The sequence below is a fragment of the Brevibacillus panacihumi W25 genome, from assembly GCF_000503775.1.
Lineage (GTDB): Bacteria > Bacillota > Bacilli > Brevibacillales > Brevibacillaceae > Brevibacillus > Brevibacillus panacihumi_A.
Genome location: NZ_KI629782.1, coordinates 329,465 through 349,864, shown reverse-complemented (window position 1 = coordinate 349,864; position 20,400 = coordinate 329,465). Strand labels below are relative to the sequence as shown.

18 protein-coding genes are annotated in these 20,400 nt (G+C 50.7%); 17 read left to right on the top strand and 1 reads right to left on the bottom strand.

The genetic code is table 11. From position 1 onward, the window contains the following. The first annotated feature begins 40 nt into the window (after positions 1 to 40). The 5 genes from T458_RS31085 to T458_RS31065 all read left to right on the top strand — a co-directional run bounded on the left by T458_RS31085 (position 41) and on the right by T458_RS31065 (position 7,388). Complete coding sequence (locus T458_RS31085) at positions 41 to 1,492, top strand: tetratricopeptide repeat protein (RefSeq protein WP_023554387.1); 1,452 nt, start codon at positions 41 to 43, stop codon at positions 1,490 to 1,492. A 92-nt stretch (positions 1,493 to 1,584) separates the two neighbouring features. Further along, positions 1,585 to 4,485: an ATP-dependent DNA helicase DinG gene (gene dinG, locus T458_RS31080; protein WP_023554386.1), complete on the top strand. Its 2,901-nt coding sequence runs from the start codon at positions 1,585 to 1,587 to the stop codon at positions 4,483 to 4,485. 41 nt (positions 4,486 to 4,526) lie between these two features. Beyond that, complete coding sequence (locus T458_RS31075) at positions 4,527 to 5,429, top strand: ComEC/Rec2 family competence protein (RefSeq protein ID WP_023554385.1); 903 nt, start codon at positions 4,527 to 4,529, stop codon at positions 5,427 to 5,429. Between the two features lie 20 nt (positions 5,430 to 5,449). Beyond that, positions 5,450 to 6,073, top strand: coding sequence for a redox-sensing transcriptional repressor Rex (locus tag T458_RS31070; RefSeq protein ID WP_023554384.1), 624 nt, complete (start codon positions 5,450 to 5,452; stop codon positions 6,071 to 6,073). Between the two features lie 16 nt (positions 6,074 to 6,089). Beyond that, the gene (locus T458_RS31065; RefSeq protein ID WP_023554383.1) at positions 6,090 to 7,388 is read left to right on the top strand and encodes an amidohydrolase; all 1,299 of its coding nucleotides are present in this window, start codon (positions 6,090 to 6,092) and stop codon (positions 7,386 to 7,388) included. An 88-nt stretch (positions 7,389 to 7,476) separates the two neighbouring features. Here the strand turns inward: T458_RS31065 and T458_RS57075 are convergent, their stop codons facing one another. Next, positions 7,477 to 7,638, bottom strand: a complete 162-nt coding sequence (locus T458_RS57075) for a hypothetical protein (RefSeq protein ID WP_171819346.1) — start codon at positions 7,636 to 7,638, stop codon at positions 7,477 to 7,479. A gap of 136 nt (positions 7,639 to 7,774) precedes the next feature. On the opposite strand from T458_RS57075, the gene T458_RS31060 reads away from it, so the two are divergent. From T458_RS31060 to T458_RS31005, 12 genes are all read left to right on the top strand, one after another. Then, a complete protein-coding gene (locus tag T458_RS31060; RefSeq protein ID WP_023554382.1) occupies positions 7,775 to 8,473 on the top strand; it encodes a hypothetical protein in 699 nt (232 codons plus the stop codon). 29 nt (positions 8,474 to 8,502) lie between these two features. Beyond that, the gene (locus T458_RS31055) at positions 8,503 to 8,982 is read left to right on the top strand and encodes a cell wall elongation regulator TseB-like domain-containing protein (RefSeq protein WP_023554381.1); all 480 of its coding nucleotides are present in this window, start codon (positions 8,503 to 8,505) and stop codon (positions 8,980 to 8,982) included. A 164-nt stretch (positions 8,983 to 9,146) separates the two neighbouring features. Then, positions 9,147 to 9,674, top strand: a complete 528-nt coding sequence (locus tag T458_RS31050; RefSeq protein ID WP_023554380.1) for a hypothetical protein — start codon at positions 9,147 to 9,149, stop codon at positions 9,672 to 9,674. After that, on the top strand, positions 9,667 to 11,187 hold the full coding sequence (locus T458_RS31045; protein ID WP_023554379.1) for an AAA family ATPase: 1,521 nt from the start codon (positions 9,667 to 9,669) through the stop codon (positions 11,185 to 11,187). The genes T458_RS31050 and T458_RS31045 overlap by 8 nt, the downstream gene beginning before the upstream one ends. A gap of 150 nt (positions 11,188 to 11,337) precedes the next feature. Then, entirely contained in the window at positions 11,338 to 13,473 is a 2,136-nt protein-coding gene (locus T458_RS31040; protein ID WP_023554378.1) for a WIAG-tail domain, read from the top strand. A gap of 210 nt (positions 13,474 to 13,683) precedes the next feature. Further along, the gene (asnS, locus tag T458_RS31035; protein WP_023554377.1) at positions 13,684 to 14,973 is read left to right on the top strand and encodes an asparagine--tRNA ligase; all 1,290 of its coding nucleotides are present in this window, start codon (positions 13,684 to 13,686) and stop codon (positions 14,971 to 14,973) included. Between the two features lie 124 nt (positions 14,974 to 15,097). Further along, on the top strand, positions 15,098 to 15,778 hold the full coding sequence (locus T458_RS31030; RefSeq protein WP_023554376.1) for a DnaD domain-containing protein: 681 nt from the start codon (positions 15,098 to 15,100) through the stop codon (positions 15,776 to 15,778). A 162-nt stretch (positions 15,779 to 15,940) separates the two neighbouring features. Beyond that, entirely contained in the window at positions 15,941 to 16,321 is a 381-nt protein-coding gene (locus T458_RS31025; protein WP_031305326.1) for a hypothetical protein, read from the top strand. Continuing rightward, positions 16,302 to 17,489: a glycosyltransferase family 4 protein gene (locus T458_RS31020; RefSeq protein WP_023554374.1), complete on the top strand. Its 1,188-nt coding sequence runs from the start codon at positions 16,302 to 16,304 to the stop codon at positions 17,487 to 17,489. Before T458_RS31025 ends, T458_RS31020 begins: the two co-directional genes overlap by 20 nt. 102 nt (positions 17,490 to 17,591) lie before the next feature. Beyond that, entirely contained in the window at positions 17,592 to 18,638 is a 1,047-nt protein-coding gene (locus T458_RS31015; RefSeq protein WP_023554373.1) for a glucose-1-phosphate thymidylyltransferase, read from the top strand. Continuing rightward, the gene (locus T458_RS31010) at positions 18,635 to 19,438 is read left to right on the top strand and encodes a glycosyltransferase family 2 protein (protein WP_023554372.1); all 804 of its coding nucleotides are present in this window, start codon (positions 18,635 to 18,637) and stop codon (positions 19,436 to 19,438) included. Before T458_RS31015 ends, T458_RS31010 begins: the two co-directional genes overlap by 4 nt. Further along, on the top strand, positions 19,435 to 20,385 hold the full coding sequence (locus T458_RS31005; protein WP_023554371.1) for an NAD-dependent epimerase/dehydratase family protein: 951 nt from the start codon (positions 19,435 to 19,437) through the stop codon (positions 20,383 to 20,385). The genes T458_RS31010 and T458_RS31005 overlap by 4 nt, the downstream gene beginning before the upstream one ends. Positions 20,386 to 20,400 lie beyond the last annotated feature (15 nt).

The following is a 20,400-nucleotide window of genomic DNA, read 5'->3' as shown; positions in this document are numbered from 1 at the left end:
ACAATGAGAGTACTTACGCCTCACAGGGGGTGGCTTTTGCATGAAGATCGAGGATTGGTTTCAAGGTTTGCGCAACAGAGCGGAGACCATTGAACAAAAATGGCCGAAAGCGACAGAGCAGGAACGCTTGGAGCTGGCGGATCAATTGTTTTATTTGCGTCAGGTCAGCGACAGAGTCGTAGATTTATGGCTGCAATTCGAAGAAAGGCTCTCCCATACGATTCGTCATGTGAAGCAATGGGAGGGACAAGGCTCATCTGATCAAGGAGACCAGGGAGTCGAGCTGAAGGAATTGCAGCAAGAATTGAAAAAAGAAGCGACCGTGGCGGAGCACAACAACAATGGGACAGAAGAACAAGTGCATGCGTACGAGCATTTGTTTCGTCGCGGAGAAGGATTTTATCATCTGCGGATGTACCCCGACGCGAAAAAATGCTTCTCTGAACTGGTAGCTGCGGCACCGGATTGGGAGACAGGTCGCCTCTACTACGCTTACAGCCTCTTGTTTTGCAATGACAAGGGACAAGCGATGCGCGAGTTCCGGCTCTTATGCAAGTCAGCCAGCTCGCCCAACATCGTGTCAATCAGTTATAATGCGCTAGGATGCATACTGGCAGAGGAAGAACAGTGGCTGGAGGCAGCGCAAGCATTTAAGGCGTCGTTGGAAGCCAAACCAGACCTGCCTGATGCCCGCTTCAATCTCGCTCTGTGCTATTACTGTGATGGAGACGCACAGGAAGCAGTCGATGAGAGCACCAAGTATCTAGAGGAACATGAACATGATTGGGAAGCGCAGATGCTCTGGCTGCGAGCGGCAAAACAGCTGCAAGGCATGGACGAAACGGCTGAGTTGGAACCCCCGGTTTCTCTGCGTTTGCCGACACGGGAGCTGGACAGTGAGACGCTGCAGGAGATGGCTGCACTTTACGAAGCAGTCGGGAATCATCACCGGGCGCAAATCTGCTATCATTTTTTGACCGAGCGCTTTCCGAAAGAAGGCTGGGCTTGGCATGGACTTGCCTGGCATACCTGGTTGATCTCTGGTTCCAAACGAGCTGCAACCTTGATGAAAAAGGCGATCTCTCTCGCGCCAAATCAGGCTGATTTCTTGTTCAGCTTTGGCTGGATGCGCTTGTTTGACGGAGATATCGAGGCTTCCGTAGAAGCCTTTCGTCATATTCTGGAAAAGGATGGGACGAATCGACTTGCTCAATCCGGAATGATTTCAGCCTATGAAAAAAGCGGAGATATCCAGGCTGCCAAGCAACTGGCGAAGTCTTTTCTTGCGGATGAGCGGCCATCCATCCAATCCCTTGGCTATTTTCATTTGGGGAGATTGGCGATGGGGGAAGAAGAGTGGCTTTTGGCTGAGCAATACCTGAAACGGGCCGAACCAAACAGCGGCTGGCTTCAGGAGATTCCCGTTTATCTGCAACTCTGTGCCAGCAAACAGGGAAAAGCCATTGCGTTTGACGAGCTGTTGAAGTCATAGTGTTTTTTCAGCAGGAAGATCCCCCGTCGTTGCCGAATGTGAGGAGAGCCGTTTTCTTATGCTCTGCTTTCGATTACGAGGTGACTAACGTTTTGAATCGATTACTCGTTGTAGATTTTGAAACTACGGGAAGCAACCCGCGCCAGGGTGATCAAATCATCCAGATCGGTGCTGTCGCGATCGAGGATGGTGCGATTGTGGACAGCTTTTCCAGCCTGATCAATCCGGAAATGGATATCCCTCCTTTCATCACGCAGTTGACCGGGATTACGGATGAGATGGTAAAAGAGGCACCCACCCTGGAGGAAGTGTTTCCCCGTTTTTTGCGCATGCTGGAGGGACGTGCCTTCGTCGCCCACAATGCCTATTTTGATCTCCAATTTTTACAAGAAGCCCTGCTGAGTCAGGGCTATTATACGTTTGACGGCTATGTGCTTGATACAGTCGAGCTGGCGCGTCTGCTATTGCCGATGCAGAACAGCTACAGGCTGGGGGAGCTTACCGTAGATCTCGGCATCATTCACGAACGTCCTCACCAGGCGGACAGTGACGCGGAGGCAACTGCCAAGCTGTATTTGCACTTGGTCGAAGTGTTGCGGTCATTGCCGCTGGTGACGATCCAAAGGCTGCACATGCTGGTCGCTTCTTTTCGCTCCGACATCCATGTCTTGCTGCGTCATCTGGAAATGGAAAAGCTCGCTGCTTTACCTGAATTTGAGGAAAAGGGCACAGGAAAAGACGAACAGATGTGGGATGTGTACCGTCAACTGGCCTTGTACAAGCGTGAAGAAAAGCTGGAGGCATCTTTGAAGTCAATGGACCGCAAGCACGAGGTGGAAGAGAGCTTCGAAGAGCTGCTGGAGGAGACCATCGGGGAACAGGGCAGATTGCTTCACAATATTCCGTCCTATCAGCGCCGGGATGCACAGGAAGCCATGATGCAAGCTGTCTTTTCCGCGATATCCGAAGGGGTCCATCTCTTGGTGGAAGCGGGGACCGGAACGGGGAAATCTCTGGGGTATCTCTTGCCAGGAGTGATCTGGGCGAAACAGAACCAGCAGCAGCTGGTAGTAAGCACAAACACCATTCAACTGCAGGAACAGTTGTTTCACAAGGAAATGGCTGCCTTGCAGGAAGCGCTGCCCTTCCCGGTCACGGCGGCTACGCTCAAGGGGAGAGGCAATTACCTCTGTTTGCGAAAATTTGAACAAGCGCTTGAGGAGCCGATCGAAGGAAGCAGTCAGGAGCTCCGCTTGGTAAAAGGACAAATGCTCACCTGGCTGACGCAAACCAAGACCGGTGATGTGGAAGAGTTAAGCTTGCCAGCGGCAGGTCAGCTTTTTTGGCAGCAGGTGAAGAGCGATACGGGCTCTTGCCTGAATCGGGCCTGTCCGTGGTTTAGCCGTTGTTATTACTTCCAGGCGAAGGACCGTGCAAGGGAAGTGGATGTCATCATCGTCAACCACGCCCTCTTAATCAGCGACATGGAGGCGGAAAATCGCATTCTGCCGCCCTATGAGGTGGCGATCATTGACGAGGCCCATCACCTGGAGGAAGCCGCGACACAGCATCTGGGCAAGCATTTGTCGACCACGGAGCTGTTGTTTTTACTGGATCGTGCCGCTGTGGATTGTGGCAGCCTGCTGCATCGTTACGTGGAAGAATTGACCTTATCCTTTCCGGAGACCAAGGAGAGGGGAGAAGAATTGCTTGCAGAGATAGGCAAGGAAATCTCCCCGCTGCGCGAACACGTTCAGAAGTGGACGACGTATGTGTATGATTGGGCATCCAGACGAGCGGAAGAAACGACAGATGCCGGCCGGGAAACGGTACGTTATCGGACTGAGATGTTTACCGGGAAAAGCGAACGAATCAAAAGAGAAACACGCAAGATCATCGAAGAGATGGGTGAAATTGCCAAATTATGGGACCAACTCTGGCGCTTGTTGAACAAGGAGGAGAAACCTTCGTTCTCCTTGCGCAGCCTGCGGACCGATCTGCATGGTCTGATGCAGGAATGGCAGCAGGGGATGGAGGGACTGCACTTTTTCCTGTTGGAGCAAGATCCGCAATACGTCTACTGGATGGAGGTAGAGTCCAGGATGGCCCGCAAGCAGGTGCATTTTTCAGCAGCGCTGCTCCAGGTTTCCGAAGCGTTGGCGGAGCCTTTTTTCGCTGAGAAGCGAAGCGTGATCCTGACGTCAGCCACCTTGACAGTGAAGAACAGCTTCTCCTACTGCCTGAGTCGTTTTGGTTTGGATTTGCTGCCGGAGGAGCGTGTACGCACAATAGTCCTTCCCTCGCCGTTCCACTATGAGGAGCAAGGACTCCTGTTGATCCCGTCGGATTTTCCTCTGCCGGGAAAAGAGAGTGAGCAGGCGTATCTGGACGCGATCGTACAAGGCTGTCTGGACGTCGTTTTGGCAGCGCAGGGGAGGACGATGCTGCTCTTTACCTCCCATTCGATGCTTCGCTACGTGTACCAGGCAATGAAAGAGCGCTTGGCCCACGAGGAAGCCCCGTATTTGCTGCATGGACAGGGGATTGACAGCAATAATCGCAGCAAGCTGATCCACCTTTTTCAGACGATGGAGCGCAGCGTGCTCTTCGGAACCAGCAGCTTCTGGGAAGGTGTGGATATACCAGGAGAAGCTTTGAGCTGCCTGGTGATTGTCCGCTTGCCGTTTACGCCTCCGCATCATCCGGTATACCAGGGCAGGGCTGAATTGTTGAAAGCCGCGGGAAAAAATGCGTTCATGTCGATTGCGCTTCCCCAGGCGGTCATTCAGTTCAAGCAAGGTGTAGGGAGATTGATTCGGCACCATCTCGATCGGGGAGTTGTGGTGGTATTCGATACACGCATTGTCGAGTCTCGTTACGGCCGCACTTTTTTGCAATCCTTGCCGCCTTTTCAAATTGAAAGCGGACCTTGGCCAGCGCTTCGCCAGCAAATTCCCGCCTTTTTGGGTATGCTACCCTTGTCAGACTCATAAAATGAATCGATAGTCTCGCAAGGATTTAGGTGATAAAATACATGGTAGGGAAAACGGGATGGACGTGCTTGTGCCTCGTTTTAAGCGCGATGTTGATGTTCGGTTGTTCATCCATTGACAGCCATCTGCAAGAAGCGATCAAAGTCGATGATCCGTTCGCAAGTGAAGACGAACGGGATTTTACCGGCATGGTGGTTACTTATTTCGCTCTTCCGCATGGGGAGAGCACATTGGTTCGCTTACCGCACCCGGAAGCCAAGACCGTTCTGATCGATACGGGCAGCGAAGAAGACTGGCCGGTATTGCAGGAAAAATTGCTCGAACGCAAAGTGACCCGATTGGATTACGTGGTTCTCACCAATGACCAACCGGAGCAATCAGGGGGTTATCCGCTTCTAGCCAATGACTTGCAGGTGGATACCTTGGTCATGCCGAAGCTGATCGAGAACGTGATTCGTCACGCCATTTCCCTCAGACCGGACCAGAAGCGGCTGGTATTGGCAGAAAATGAAGTTCTTTCGCTCGATGAGACTGTTTCCATGAAGGCATTATCGCCCAATGAGCCGTTGTTTTTGTCGCCCCAAAACAATTCGCTTGTTTTTTCACTGCAGCAGGACCAACTGCGTTTTTTGTTTACGAGCGGAATCAATGAACAGGCAGAAGAACGGCTTCTGGAGCGCCATCCAGAAGATTTGCAGGCTGCTGTACTGAAAGTGGGAGATCAAGGGAGCAATCAGGGTTCTTCCCACCCTTTTTTGACAAAGGTGGATCCCCAGATTGCGATCATCCAGACAGGAAAATCGCGTGACCAGATGAAGGACTCTCAAACTGAAGTGCTGGAGAGGTTGGGCGAATCATGGGCAGAGACCTATGTGACCGGCCAGGACGGCACGATTACCATCTTGTCAAATGGCAAGAATTATCGTGTCTTGAAGCAGCAGTAAAGAAGGGGGATAGACCGTACGTGGCAAAACATGAAAAGATTTCGGAAGCGGTCGTTCGTCGCTTGCCGATCTATCTTCGGTACCTCTCCTATTTGCAGCAAGTGAATGTTACGACCGTATCTTCCCAGCAAATGGGGATGAATTTGGACGTAAATCCGGCGCAAATACGAAAAGACTTGGCCGCGTTCGGAGATTTCGGCAAAAAAGGGATCGGCTATGATGTCAATTATCTGGTGGAGAATATTCGCCAAATTTTGAAGCTCACGGAAGAGGTCCGAGTGGTTCTTGTCGGAGCGGGCCACCTGGGACATGCTATCAGCAATTACAATGCGTATATGAAAGACAATATGCGGATCGCCGCCATCTTTGACAGCGATCCACAGAAATGGGGCAAGGAGGTAGCGGGACTCCAGATCCAACCGATGGAAGAGATGGCTGAAACGATCCAGGCCAAGAACATCAAGCTGGCCATCATGACCATCCCGGCGACGGCTGCCCAGACGGTATGCGATCAATTGATCCAGGCGGGGATCAAGGGAATCCTGAATTTTGCCCCGACTACCATTCGCGTCCCCAAGGATGTGCGGGTCCATTATGCGGATGTGACGTCCAACCTGCAAAGCTTGGCCTATTACCTGACATAGAGAACGGAGTGTACGTATGAAGAAAACAATTTTAGTTCATGCAACGGTTATCACAGTGAATGAGCAAAATGAAGTCATTCTGGATGGCGCGGTTGCGTTTGAAGATGGAAAAATCACATATGTCGGCCCCACGCCAGAGGATTTGTCAGGCTATGATGAGGTATTGGACCAAAAGGGAGACTACGTGCTGCCAGGTCTGATCAATACCCATGGACACGCTGGCATGTCTTTGCTCCGCGGATATGCGGATGATTTGCCTTTGCAGCAATGGCTGGAAGAAAAAATGTGGCCGCTGGAAGCCCAGTTTACGGCAGACCACGTCAAATGGGGTACTCATCTGTCCCTGATTGAGATGATCCGCACGGGGACAACCACTTTTGTCGATATGTACGATCACATGGATGAAGTGGCAAAAGCTGTTGATGCTTCCGGCATGAGAGCCAGACTTTGCCGCGGCATGATCGGGTTGTGCTCGGAAGAAGAGCGCCAAGCTAAGCTTGAGGATGCCACAAGATTTGCAAAAGAGTGGAACAACCAGGCAAATGGGCGGATTACCACCATGATGGCACCTCATGCTCCGTATACCTGCTCGCCGGAGTTTATTACACAAATTATAGAAAAAGCAGACGAACTGTCGGTGCCGCTTCATATCCATATGTCAGAGACCGCCTTTGAAGTCGCACAAAATGAACGGGATTACGGCCTGCGCCCTGTAGCGCATCTGGAAAAGCTGGGCATGTTTTCGCGCCCGACGCTGTTGGCCCACGCCGTACATTTGACGGATGAAGAGATCGATGTATTGGCAAAATACCAAGTAAAAGTTTCGCACAATGTGATCAGCAACCTGAAGCTGGCAAGCGGTGTCGCACCCGTTCCGAAAATGCTTGCAAAAGGGGTCAGCGTCTCCTTGGGGACTGACAGCTCGGCGAGCAACAACAACCTGAACTTGTTTGAGGAGTTGAGGCTTGCGGCGATTCTTCATAAGGGAGTAAACAACGACCCTGTCGCAGTGCCAGCTGATACGGCTTTGCGCATGGCAACCATTCTTGGTGCAGACGGTGTTTTCCAAGCGGATACACTTGGCTCCATCGAAGTTGGAAAGCAGGCGGATCTAATTGTGCTTGACAGTCATCAAGCGCATTTTCATCCTGCACACGAACCAGTCTCCCACGTTGTGTACGCCGCAAATGGCCGCGATGTGAAGGACACCATCGTTGCGGGTACTTTCCTGATGCGCAACGGCGAGCTGTTGACCATCGACGAGGAAAAAGCGATCTTTGAAGCAAACCGCTTGTTCCAGCAATTGAAACGATAAAGAGAAAGAATACTCCTGCCAGGTGTGGGGCAGGAGTGCCAAGAAGTAGGTGTAGGTAGGGGAATTTGTTGAAGCTGTTGTGCCGTGCTCATTTTCGCCACAGTTCTGTCAGGGATCGGTGGCGAAAATGCAGTGTGGGTGTGTGAGTCAGGTTGCGCAGCGGCGAGGATAATGCTGCCCAGGAGACGCGGTATTCCTGTAACAGAAACCCTAATACATCAGGAGATGTGGTTCGTTGCGACCATTTCACGCGCTCACCTCCTTCGGGTGTAAACCTAGTATGACCGCAGCCCCTCATGCTATGAGTAGCAAGATTTCCGTCCCGTTCTAAAACCTTCCCGTATAGCATAGGCTTACACAAAAAACGGGACAGGGGGGAAGGGGATATGTACATCCGACCCAAACTGTTGTGGTGGGGGTTACCCGCCTTTTTGATTCTTTTCTTGGTCGGCATGGCGTTTGGGGCTGCAGGAAACCGGCATGATATTGAACTAGCGCCCGACATCCTAACACCGGCAGAAAAAGGCTACACCGAGCAGATGGCCTTGAAGGCTCTGCTGGATCAATTGACAGATGCGAAAGAACGTTCGTTTATTGTGTACATGAAGGAGAGCGCTTTGAATGGCCGCTACGAGCAGGAACGCTTTCAATTGACAGGTGAAATCGGGGGTCATAAGCTGGAGATATCACGTGATCTGAACCAGCCTGTCACGGTCCAGATCGATGGTGAAAAGCAAGACGATGCTGCACTGCCATATGCACTTTTCACCCCGCATGAGCATGCAGAGCTTCTGAAGAGCGTCTTGTCGTCCGTCAAGGCTGCGCCAGTTTCTGACCCCAGTGGAGAAGGCTGGAAGGGGTATCGAATCACTGTGCCGTCACAGGAAGTCACCAGCCTTCTGGATATGTGGCTGGGACCATCTTTTCCCGTCAAAGACCTTTCTCCTGAGCTGGCAAAACAAATCGGGGTGGAATATCAGCTCTGGTACGATGAGCAGTCCGGGCTTGTACGTCAGTTGGAGATCGATCTGCAGCTTCAAACCCCGGCAGGAGAAAAGCGAGACCAGCTTCGTTTTCGATTGTAGCGGTATTTCACTAAAGGAGTTTATGGCTTGTGGTAGTTCGATGGATAACAGGAATCATCGCTGCTCTTCTTCTCTTCGTAGCGGGGTGGGCATATCACTTGGCTTCCTCAGTGGTTCAGGGCAGGCATGACTTTGAATCTCAGGTTCGCCAGTGGGTTTCAGAACGGACCACCATACAGGAAATTGAGGAGATCGATGAGTACCGAGGCAAACAAAGCTATGCTGTCGTGACAGGAAAAAACCAGGCAGGAACACCCGTCATTGCCTGGTTGACCGAAGAACACGCTATCATGGACCGGCTTGACCTGGCTGTTCCCAAGAAGAACGTAGAGGAAGCGGTGAAAAGAAGCTATCCTCAGTCCCACATTACCCGCATCGTTCCGGGAATGGATGGAGAACAGCGTTTTTGGGAGGTTACCATGGAGGATCAGGATGGCCGCTTCCATTACTTGCATTTTAACCTGTATACGGGTGAATTGTTGACGAGTTATGTCCTATCACCGACCTAAATGAAGAAAAACCAGAACTAGGAGCAGTCGAGCAGGGTTGAAACCTGAACGGCTGCTCTTTTTTCCTTGGCATGCTATCCAACATCTACATGGAAAAATGGATATATTCGTATGATATACTTAAAAGCGTCATAAGAGAGATGAATCGTAGGGGGGAGTAAGCATTGCAATGGCGGAAATCGACAATTGGTTTATCTTTGCTGGCGACGCTGACTCTTCTTTTTGGAGTATGGTTTCTGTATCAAAAACTCGAAGTGGAGTCGCCACTCCGTGGGGAAATCGGGCAGTTGCAGTCCGCAACGCTGAACAACCTGGAGATTGGCAGAGATAAGATCCAAATTGATCTCAGCGTTACAAAACCGGAGATATTCCCGCAAGAATATCGGGAATTGATGGATACAGCCAGCAAATTGGCAGGAGACAAGCAAGTGGTCATTCGCGTCGGCAACAAATCAGAGTCGATGAAAGACATCTGGCAAAGCGGCCAGTTTGTTTTCACGGAAGCGATGGATCTGCATCAGTACAGCCGCATTCCGGAACTGGTGAATGAGTGGAAGGACACTCATCAGCTTGATCAGGTGTCAGCCTTGATGGATGATGCGAACATTTATATTTACCTGAAAAAAGGGACGGAGGATTTCTATGCGATCGTCCCCCGCTCCGAGGAAAAAGAGGTGACGGCACATGCTTAAGGAATGGGTGATCGGTGTCATTGCAGGGGGCCTGATCTTCCTGCTGTTCCTCGGTATCAATATCACCCCGTTCTTGCTCTTGGCCATCGTGTTGGGGGTTATCTACTTTATGCTGCAGCGCCATCAAGGCGGTAAGGGCGGCAACGTGGCTCTTGGCGGCAAAGGCAAGCAGAAAAAGCATGTGATTCCCCGGTCAAACGTGCAGTTCGCCGACATTGGCGGACAGGAGCGGGCTAAAAAAGAATTGAAGGAAGCGCTCGACTTTCTGGTCTACAAGGACAAGATTGAGCAGTATGGCATTCGTCCGATTAAGGGTGTACTTTTGACCGGTCCACCGGGAACCGGGAAAACGCTGATGGCAAAAGCGGCGGCCAATTACACGAATTCCGCTTTTGTTGCTGCTTCAGGTTCCCAATTCGTGGAGATGTACGTCGGTGTCGGTGCTCAGCGTGTGCGTGAGTTGTTTCGTGACGTCAAAGCGATGGCGGAGAAGAACGGCCAGGATAGCGCCATTATTTTCATCGATGAAATTGACGTCATCGGGGGAAAACGCGATGGTCAGCAGCAGCGCGAATACGATCAGACTCTCAACCAGCTGTTGACAGAGATGGACGGAGTAGCGACCAGCGACAAGCCGCGTGTACTCGTTATGGCTGCGACGAACCGGAAGGACATGCTGGATGCAGCCTTGCTCAGACCTGGCCGTTTCGACCGGCACATCAGTGTGGACTTGCCGGACAAGCCTGCGCGTGAGCAGATTTTGACGATTCATACGGCGAACAAGCCGCTTGGTTCGGACGTGGTGCTGGAGAAAATTGCCCAAGAAACCTTTGGCTTTTCTGGCGCTCAATTGGAGAGCGTCGCCAACGAAGCTGCCATCTACGCCATGCGTGAAGGCAATGAGATGATCGAGGCCCGCCACTTTGGCTATGCGGTGGACAAGGTGATGATGGGGGAAAAAGTGGACCGGGAAGCATCGCTTGAAGAGAAGAAAAGGGTCGCCCTGCATGAGCTGGGTCATGCTATCGTCAGTGAAATCGTACGCCCAGGTTCGGTCTCCCAAGTCACACTGAGTCCGCGCGGAAAGGCATTGGGGTACGTACGGCAAAATCCGATGGAAGATCGATATCTGTACACCAAGGATGCGATGGAAAAACAGATCATGGTAAGCTTGGGTGGCGCCGTAGCCGAGGAAATCTACTATGGCGGCCGCAGCACAGGCTCCAGGAATGACTTTGAACAAGCCCTGAACATGGCCCAGGAGATCGTACAGAGCGGGATGTCCCGTCTGGGTATTGTACATCTCCAATACGTCGATAAAAATCGGGTACATGAAGAAGTCGAGCATCTTTTGGAAAACCTGCTGGTCAAAACCCGCCAGCTATTGGGTCAGTATGATCCCGTCTTCATCAACAGCTTGCAGACCTTGATGGACGCAGAAGTGTTGCAGGGTGACGAATTCCGCGCCTTGCTCACTCGGTATACGCCTGAAAACAAGCATGTCGCGGTCTGACGAAACACCGCTAAAGGAAACTGCTTTCCAGTGTGGATGCTGGAAAAGCAGTTTTTTTGCATGAAAATTTTCGTACACAAGTACCCACCACCCAGATAGGTGAATACGCTACACAATAGCTATGTTGTCACTGGACGGGAGGAGAGCCGCATGGCAAATGTAAATCGCCGAAAGCTAAATAAAAATCTAGGCAAAACCTATCGAAACAACGTTCATGACATACCCCTGATCAAGACGGGTGGGGATCTTGCAGAAGTGTACGAACTCGAGGCAGAACTGTTAGGTACCCATACAGAGCCGTTCCTGAAGCCCCCATTTCAAAAGAAGTCAAAGAATGGAGTATCTTCTAATCAGACAACCTTTTCCAAATTGATAAAAGAACGCACGGGAGACCGGCCGCAATCCTTCGTCTATACGGATGATTTGACCGATCAGGCGGTAACGACGGAAAAAATTGCCAATCGCGCCGTCGATGCAGCCAAAATTAAACCCGGAACTGTGGACACTCTTCTTTTGAAAGATTATGCCGTTGATGCCACGAAATTGGCAGACCAAAGTGTAACCTCCAGCAAAATTGCACCGCATGCGATCGCACGCGAGCATCTAAGTGCAGGAATCATCAGCAATGAGATGATTCAAAACAGGGCGATCTCCGGAGAAAAGCTGATGAACAACAGCATCACCTCGGAGAAGCTTGCAGACAATACGATTGACTCCATCAAGTTTAGAGATGGTTCTATCCAGACCAGACACATCGCGGAGCAGGCGATCACACGAGAATGTATTCAGGACCAGGCGATTACTGCAGACAAAATTAAAATGGGCGGGATTCAAAAAGGGAATTTGGCAAATGAGATCATCAATTCCGCCAAGCTGGAAGACGGTGCCGTAACCAGCAGCAAGCTTCGCGACGGAGTAGTCACTGCTTCGAAAATCGATGAAGAGGCCATAGAATCACGCCACCTTAGAGAAGGCAGCATCCAGCACCATCATCTTGCAGAAATGGCGGTGGACAGTGTCAATCTGACTGCGGGGTGTGTGCTTCACCAACATCTGGCGTTTGACGCCGTATATCCTCAGAACCTCGTAAATAACGCAATTACAAGCGAGAAAATCAGTCCTTACGCCATCCTGACCGAGCATTTGGATCATGCCAGTGTCACGACAGAAAAAATAGCCAGAGAATCGATTACCAGCAATCATCTTCAGTCATCCAGTGTACAGACGGTTCACCTGCAGGATCAAGCGATCACCACTGGTAAAATTGGAGAGTCGCAGGTCACGACCAGCAAGCTCGCTGACAAGGCCGTCACGGTTGACAAACTGGCTCCCCGTAGTGTCGGGAGTGAACAGCTGAAAAAGGAAAGCATCCAGCGAATCCACCTGGCAGATGGTGTGGTCGACAGTGACAAGATCGCAGCGAGATCCATTGAAGAACAACACTTGACCAATCGCCTGATCAACTCTTCGCATCTGAATGAAGCAGTCGTACAAACACATCATTTGGCTGATCGGGCTATCACGACCTCGAAGCTCGCCTCGGAATCCGTCTCTACCGATAAAATTACGGAACAAAGCGTCACTACCGCCAAATTGGCAGAACATGCCGTTACTACATCCAAGCTGGCGACGGATGCCGTCAAAAGCCGTCATGTGGCAAGGGCTTCGATTACCAGCGAAAAGATAGCCGACCAGGCGATTTTGGCTCAACATCTTACTCCACAGGTGATCCAGCAAAAGCATATCGCCGCATCAGCCATCGGGCATCATCAACTCCAAGACGAAAGCATAACGACAGATAAATTGGCTGACGGCGTCGTTACTCCTGAAAAGCTCTCGTTCCGTCCGGTAGAAACACATGCTGTACAAGGGGAAACCCTGCAGCAGTTTGGCTTTGTACCTTTCCGTTTCACAGCCAATAAAAAGATGGTGGATGTAACCATCCGTTTACCGCAGCCCTATGCAAACCAGCATTATTGCGTGGTTGCGATGACGAATCAGCCGGGGTGCCACGCTTCGCTGAAATACAGTACCAAAACCAATTCGGTGATTACGGTATTCCGTCCGCGGATCGGACAGGAAATCAATGGATTGGTGCACTGGATTGCGCTGGGAGAAAAGGGATTGCCAGTTGAAGAATACGACCCTGAAGCCTATTCGACTTGGCAGGAGGAGGAAGAAGAGCCCGCAGACGAATTGATAGATGAAGAAGATGACTTGCTGTTGGATCTGGACCAGGAAGTTTCATCAGAGGACAACGACCCGGATGTAAGAGAAGAATCATAAGCATGCAGAGCCTTTCTGGTAGTTAGCAGATCAGAAGGGCTCTTTAGGTACATAGAAAAACCATGCACAAAAGCTACATAATAATATTATGGTCAACTAAGTGCTGCCCATTCGTTGTTCTCGTTGTATTTACCACATGCCGATAGTATAATTGTTAGGTATACCAAGCATCTCATGTTAGGTAATGGCAAATGGAGGGAAAGTGAACCGATGTTGACGACCATTGCTCAAGTTGGGCAGCATGTGGGACAAGAAGTTAGAATAGGTTGCTGGCTGTATAACAAGCGCAGCAGCGGTAAAATACAGTTTCTTCAGCTTCGTGACGGTTCCGGATTTATTCAAGGTGTTGTCGTGAAGGCTGAAGTAGGGGAAGACGTCTGGGAGAAGGCTTCCCAATTGACACAAGAAAGCTCTTTGTACATAACAGGTACCGTACGCGCGGATGACCGTGCTCCAAGCGGTTATGAACTGACTGTGACAGGTGTGGAAATCATTCAAATTGCACAAGACTATCCGATCTCTTTGAAAGAACATGGAGTCGACTTTTTGATGGACCACCGCCATCTCTGGCTCCGTTCTCCACGCCAGCGAGCAGTCATGGCTGTCCGTTCTGAAGTCATTCGCGCTATGTACGAATTTTTCCAGGAAAACGGCTTTTACAAGGTAGATCCGCCGATCCTGACGCCTACTTCTGCAGAAGGTACGACCAATCTGTTCCATACCAAATACTTTGACGAAGATGCCTATCTGTCCCAATCCGGTCAGTTGTATATGGAAGCTGCCGCGATGGCTCTGGGACGGGTTTATTCGTTTGGTCCTACCTTCCGTGCAGAAAAATCCAAGACCCGTCGCCATCTGATTGAATTCTGGATGATCGAACCGGAGATGGCGTTCGTGGATCATGAAGAAAATCTCCGCATCCAGGAAGCATTCGTATCCCATGTCGTGCAGTCTGTGCTGAAGAACTGCCAACGCGAGTTGAAAACACTTGAACGCGACACCAGCAAATTGGAAAATGTGGTCGGTACATTCCCACGCATCACGTATGATGACGCCATCAAGCTGCTCCAGGAGAAAGGCAGTGACATCAAGTGGGGCGATGACTTCGGAGCGCCTGATGAGACGCTGATTGCCGAGCATTATGACAAACCGGTTTTCATCACGCACTATCCGACTGAGATCAAGGCTTTCTATATGAAGCCGCACCCGGATCGACCTGAGGTGGTCCTCTGCGCGGATTTGATCGCTCCTGAAGGATACGGCGAGATCATTGGCGGAAGTCAACGGATTGATGATCCAGAGCTTTTGGAAAAGCGATTCGCAGAACATGAGTTATCGGAAGAAGCGTATCGCTGGTATCTGGATCTGCGCAAATACGGAACGGTTCCTCACTCCGGCTTCGGCTTGGGTCTGGAGCGAACCATTGCCTGGATTTGCGGATTGGATCATGTGCGCGAGACGATTCCATTCCCGCGCATGTTGTACCGCCTCTATCCGTAAACGGGTACACGTCCTTTTATCGATACACCCTGTTGCTGGATGGCAGCAGGGTGTTTCTGTCAGAGAAAAGGTGGTGCCAGAGCGTGGTATCCGAGTCAATCCAACCCAGAGGAGACGTTGCTTCATGGATTCCCATATTTTACAATTATTGCAAGAGGGTGCAACTTCTGTATCCAATTTGCTGCTCAAAATGTATAAACGCATGTCTCTGGCAGATGAAGAGATGATGCTGCTCATTCACTTGTTGTCCTTTCAACAGGAAGGAAATCGTTTTCCCACATTGGCTGAGCTGGAGGAGCGGATGTCGATCGGAAATGCCCGGTTGATACAAGCTCTGCAGAAACTGCTGAAGGAAGAATGGATCGCCATCGACGAGTATCGGGATGAACAGACTGGCATGCGACATGAGCAGTACAATCTGACCCCTTTATACCGCAAACTGTACAATGCTTGGCGAGAGCAGCAAGGCACCGTACTCAGCGGTGGGTATAGCGAGGTTGCTGTCTCCCAAGAGATGGAGTCAGTAGGACTCTACACCCGGTTTGAACAGGCTTTTGGCCGTCCCCTGTCTCCGATCGAGGTCGAGAATATTCACATGTGGACGCAGCAGGATGGCTATCAGGAGGACTTGATTTTAACTGCCCTGCGGGAAGCCGCGACCGTAGGGAAATTGCATATTCGTTACATTGACCGCATTCTACTGGAGTGGCAAAAACAGCAGATTACGAGTGTAGAGCAAGCCCGTCACTACAGCCTGCAGTTCCGCCGCCAACAGACAACCAAAGATCATCGGCAACCGCTTTGATTGGAAACAGTCAAAGCGGTTTTCTTGTTTTCTGTACACGTACCCATTCTAAGCCTGTGTCATAGCATATTACGTAGATGCTCGTTGCCGCGCCCGCTTTCATCGCGACAAGGGCCGGAAGAAAGACCTGAAGCGGGAGGCAGAATCTTGGAGGTATGGAAGATGGAGAAACGAAAAAAATGGGATTTGCCGCATTGGGTAACTCCGGGTGTATTTTCGGGAAATTATGTCGTGGACGAAGCTGTAGAGCGGATTACCAGCTTCAAACCGATGGAATTCACCTTGCAAAAGCCGTCGGGCATGGAGAAGCAATCGGACGAAAACCTCAAGGATGCGGTCAAACAAGTAGAGGAAAGATTGACGGAACGAATTCGGGAGCTGGAACAAAAGCTAATCGAAGTGAATGAGCAAGCAGCAGCGATGGAAAAGCACTGGAAGGCAGCTGAAGAAGCACAGGCCAAGGAAAGACAACATCTTTATCAAGTGGTCCTGTCCTTAAAAAAGGAGTGGGAGAACGAGCGAAATGCACATCGCGATCATTAGTCCCGGCCCGTTCTCGGTCCCACCAGTCAAGGGAAGCTCCGTCGAGCATGATATTGATGAAGTGACGAAAATGATGGATCCTGAGCATCAAGTGACCATTTATACGCGAAAATGCGCAACCTATCCGAAATCAAGCGTAGAGGAGAATCGGCGCTTCGTCCGCTATCGCTACAACGGACCAAAGCCGTACTTGCAAAAGATCATGAATCATTTGCGCAGGCACAAGCCAGACGTCATTATGGTGGAAAATCGGCCGCAGTATGTATTGGCTTTGAAGCGCCGGTTTCCCAAAATCCCTGTGTTCGTCAACATGCACTCGCATGTCTACGCGTCTCCTGCGATGATCAGCCCCCAAAAAATGCGGCGAGTGGTACGGATTGCAGACGGTTTTATTACCAACAGCGAGTATTTGCGCCGCTATTTCATGACCAAGTGCAAGATCCCGGCTGCGAAGATTCAGGCCGTCCATCTCGGGGTAGATGTCTCGCCTTATCAGCAGGCCAAACTTCACTACACCGTGAAGAAGCTGCGCAAACAACTTGATTTGCTGCCTGAGCATCGGGTGCTATTCTACGCCGGGCGTTTGATCCGGGCAAAAGGCGTTCACGTATTGCTGCGGGCATTTCGGAAGGTAAGCGAACAAGACCCCTTGGCCCGATTAGTCATAGTAGGCGGGACAGGATATGGCAGCAATCGCCTGAATCCGTATGTTCGGGAGTTGAAGAAGCTGGCGAAACCACTTGGGGACAAGGTAAAGTTCGTCAAATTTGTCCCGAGCGCGCAAATGCCGCTTTATTACCAGATTGGAGATGTAGTAGCAACACCTTCCGTATGGCAGGAAGCCTTTTGCCGCGTCAATCTCGAAGCGATGGCATCTGGAAAGCCAGTCATTACGACCCCCCGCGGGGGAATCGGGGAAGTTGTGACCCATCAGGGCAGCGGCTTTCTGATTCCGCCCAAGGCGTGGAAAAAAGAGCTTCCCTCCATTTGGGAGGGGCTTTGGAAGCATCCGCAGATCAAGAACGAGATGGGAAAACACGCATTGAGCAGAGCCAAGCAGTTTTCCTGGTATGCGACGGCTCAAGGCTATCTCCGCGTATTTGAGCAATCTGTACAAAAACGCAATGCCGGCCGTACACAACCAAACGAACTCCTGCGTGCAGGATAGGTCAGAGCCTTTTCTTTCACACAGTTGGACATTTGCCCTGTCCAGATGTGTAACTGTGCATACGTTAAAAGTATCACAGAGCACATCTGGGGAGTGATATTTGTGAAAGGATTAATCTTATGTGCTGGGCGTGGCACACGACTGCACCCTTTTTCCTATTCGCAACCCAAAACCCTCCTCCCAGTGGCCAACCATCCAGTTTTACACTCTTGCATCCGCAAGTTGCGTGAAGTGGGTGTTCATGACATCGGGATCGTCATTCACCCTTCCCAGGTACAAATTCCTCCGTTGGTTGGTGATGGTAGTCAATTCGGGGCTACCATCACCTTTATTGAACAAAAAATTCCCTTGGGCATCGCACATGCCGTCAAACTGGCTCAGCCATTCCTGCTTGACGAACCGTTTATCCTGCTGCTAGGTGATAATTTATTAATGGATTCGCTGCATGGACTGACAAGTACGTTTGCACATGCGCAATCCGATGGCGCCGTGATGGTAAGTGAAGTAGAGAGACCTCAGGATTATGGGATTGCTGAAGTGAAGAACGGTCGACTTATCGGCGTGGAAGAAAAGCCGAAGCAGCCGAAAAGCAATCTGGCCGTCATTGGTGCGTATCTGTTCACCAAACCAATCTTTGAGTCGATCGCTTCCCTGCAGCCATCAGCACGCGGCGAATATGAGATTACGGATGCGATTCAATCCATGATCGATCGCGGTTATCATATTGCCCATGTCACCACGAATGGCAAATACTCTGACGTGGGCACGATCGATCGCTGGCTGGAGGCAAATCGCTGGATGTTGGAAAGAGAGCTAGGGGAGACGTATCATGTCGGTGCGACCAGTACCCTGGAAAACTGTAACATTGTTGGTCCGGTATTGATTGGCGAGGGGTGTCACATCAAGAATTGCAGAATCGGGCCTTATGTCTCCATACAGGATGGCGTCCGCCTGGAGAATTGCGCCCACATCGAAAACAGTATCTTGCTGGAACACAGCACCATTCAAGACATGGCTTGGAAAGTGACCGACAGCGTGTTTGGTCGGTCCTCTCATCTGACAGGTCAATCTGCTGACAGCATTGGCGTTTTCATTTTAAGCGACAAATCTTCAATGAGACTACCTGCTGTCAAGAGGGAGGAGCTATGAGTCCGACCTTCACTGTTGTCATACCGACGTATAATCGGGCGAAATTCATTCGCAAAGCCATTTCCAGTGTCATGAAGCAGAAGTCTAAAGACTGGAAACTTTTGATTATGGACGATGCGTCTACGGATAAAACCAGAAAAAAAGTAGAGAAATATCTGTACCACCCCAATGTGATTTATTACCGTATGGAAAAAAACTCAGGGATTTCCAAGGTGATGAATAAAGCTCTTTCCATGACCGATACCCCGTATCTGCTGCAACTAGATTCCGATGATTGGCTTCCCAAGCGAACCTTGTCCACGATCAAGAAATACATCTATAAAAGCAAACCCAAAACAGCTCTTTTTTATGGAAACGTAAAAATCTGGCGGGTCAAACGAGGGAAATATTACAACCCATTCCTCGTGAAACACAAGCACTTTCGCAATAAATACCAGTTCTTGAAATACAACCGCTGGATGGTGGCACCTCGCTGCTATCGGGTCGCTGCCCTGAACGAGGTAGGAGGCTGGGATACCTCTGACAAGTACGAAGGACGTATTATGGAGGATCGCCGCATGATCCTGAGACTGATGGAGAAATATCCCGTCCGATATATCAATCAAAAGTTGTATAACCGCACCAAACACAAGGGACAGCTCACAGATCGGAAAATGAAAAGAAGACGGAATTATCTGCGCAGAAAAACCTTTTCCCACTATCTGAAACGTTGGGGGAACCACTATCGGGCTGTGTACGGTTATCGAGACGGATATCTGGTCATTAAACGGTTGAAGAAAGTGAGGAGGCGGCGTCGATGACGAAAGCACTTGTCACAGGATGTGCCGGGTTTATCGGTTCTCATTTGACGCAGCGTCTGCTCAAGGACGGCGTTTCCGTGATCGGGATAGACGGTTTTCTTGACAACTACGACGTAGCTGCCAAACTGCGCAACCTCGCGGAAATTGGTACGCATCCCGCCTTTACCTTTCATTCCGTCATGCTCCAGACTCAGAGATGGGAGCAGTGGTTGGATGGGGTTGATGTCGTCTATCATTTGGCTGCCCTTCCCGGGGTACGCAGCAGTTGGGGGGCAGCCTTCTCCGATTATGTCAGTCACAATATTTTGGTGACGCAATCACTGCTGGAGGCTTGTCTGAAACTCCCCAAGCCGCCTGTTATCGTAGCTTCTTCCTCATCCTCGGTCTACGGTACGATGGAAGGGAGCCGGACCGATGAACAAACCCCACTTAGGCCGATCTCTCCCTATGGTGTCACCAAGGCGTCGATGGAGCAGATCTGCCAGGTGTACGTAAAAGCCTTTGGTCTGCCGGTCACTATGCTTCGGTACTTTACGGTGTATGGGCCAAGACAGCGTACAGATATGGCTTTCCACCGTTTTTTCAGCCAGATGCTGAAAGGCGAGTCAGTCTCTATTTACGGCGATGGACAGCAAAGCAGAGATTTCACCTTTGTGTCGGATGCCGTTGAAGCCAACTTGTTAGCTGCGCGACATGCATCACCCGGTGATATTTTCAATATTGGCGGGGACCGGGAAATCAAGCTGATTGATGTACTCAACATCATGGGCCAATTGCTGCAAATCACGCCCAAGATTCAATTTGCGACAGGCTCCGCAGGAGATTCTCTAAGAACCTGCGCGGACATCAGCTTCGCTCAAACCAAGCTGGGCTACCGGCCTCGTGTTGGACTGGAGGACGGACTCCGGATGCAGTTGGCCAATCTGCGCGCCCAAAACAAAGGATAAGAACGAATGACAGGA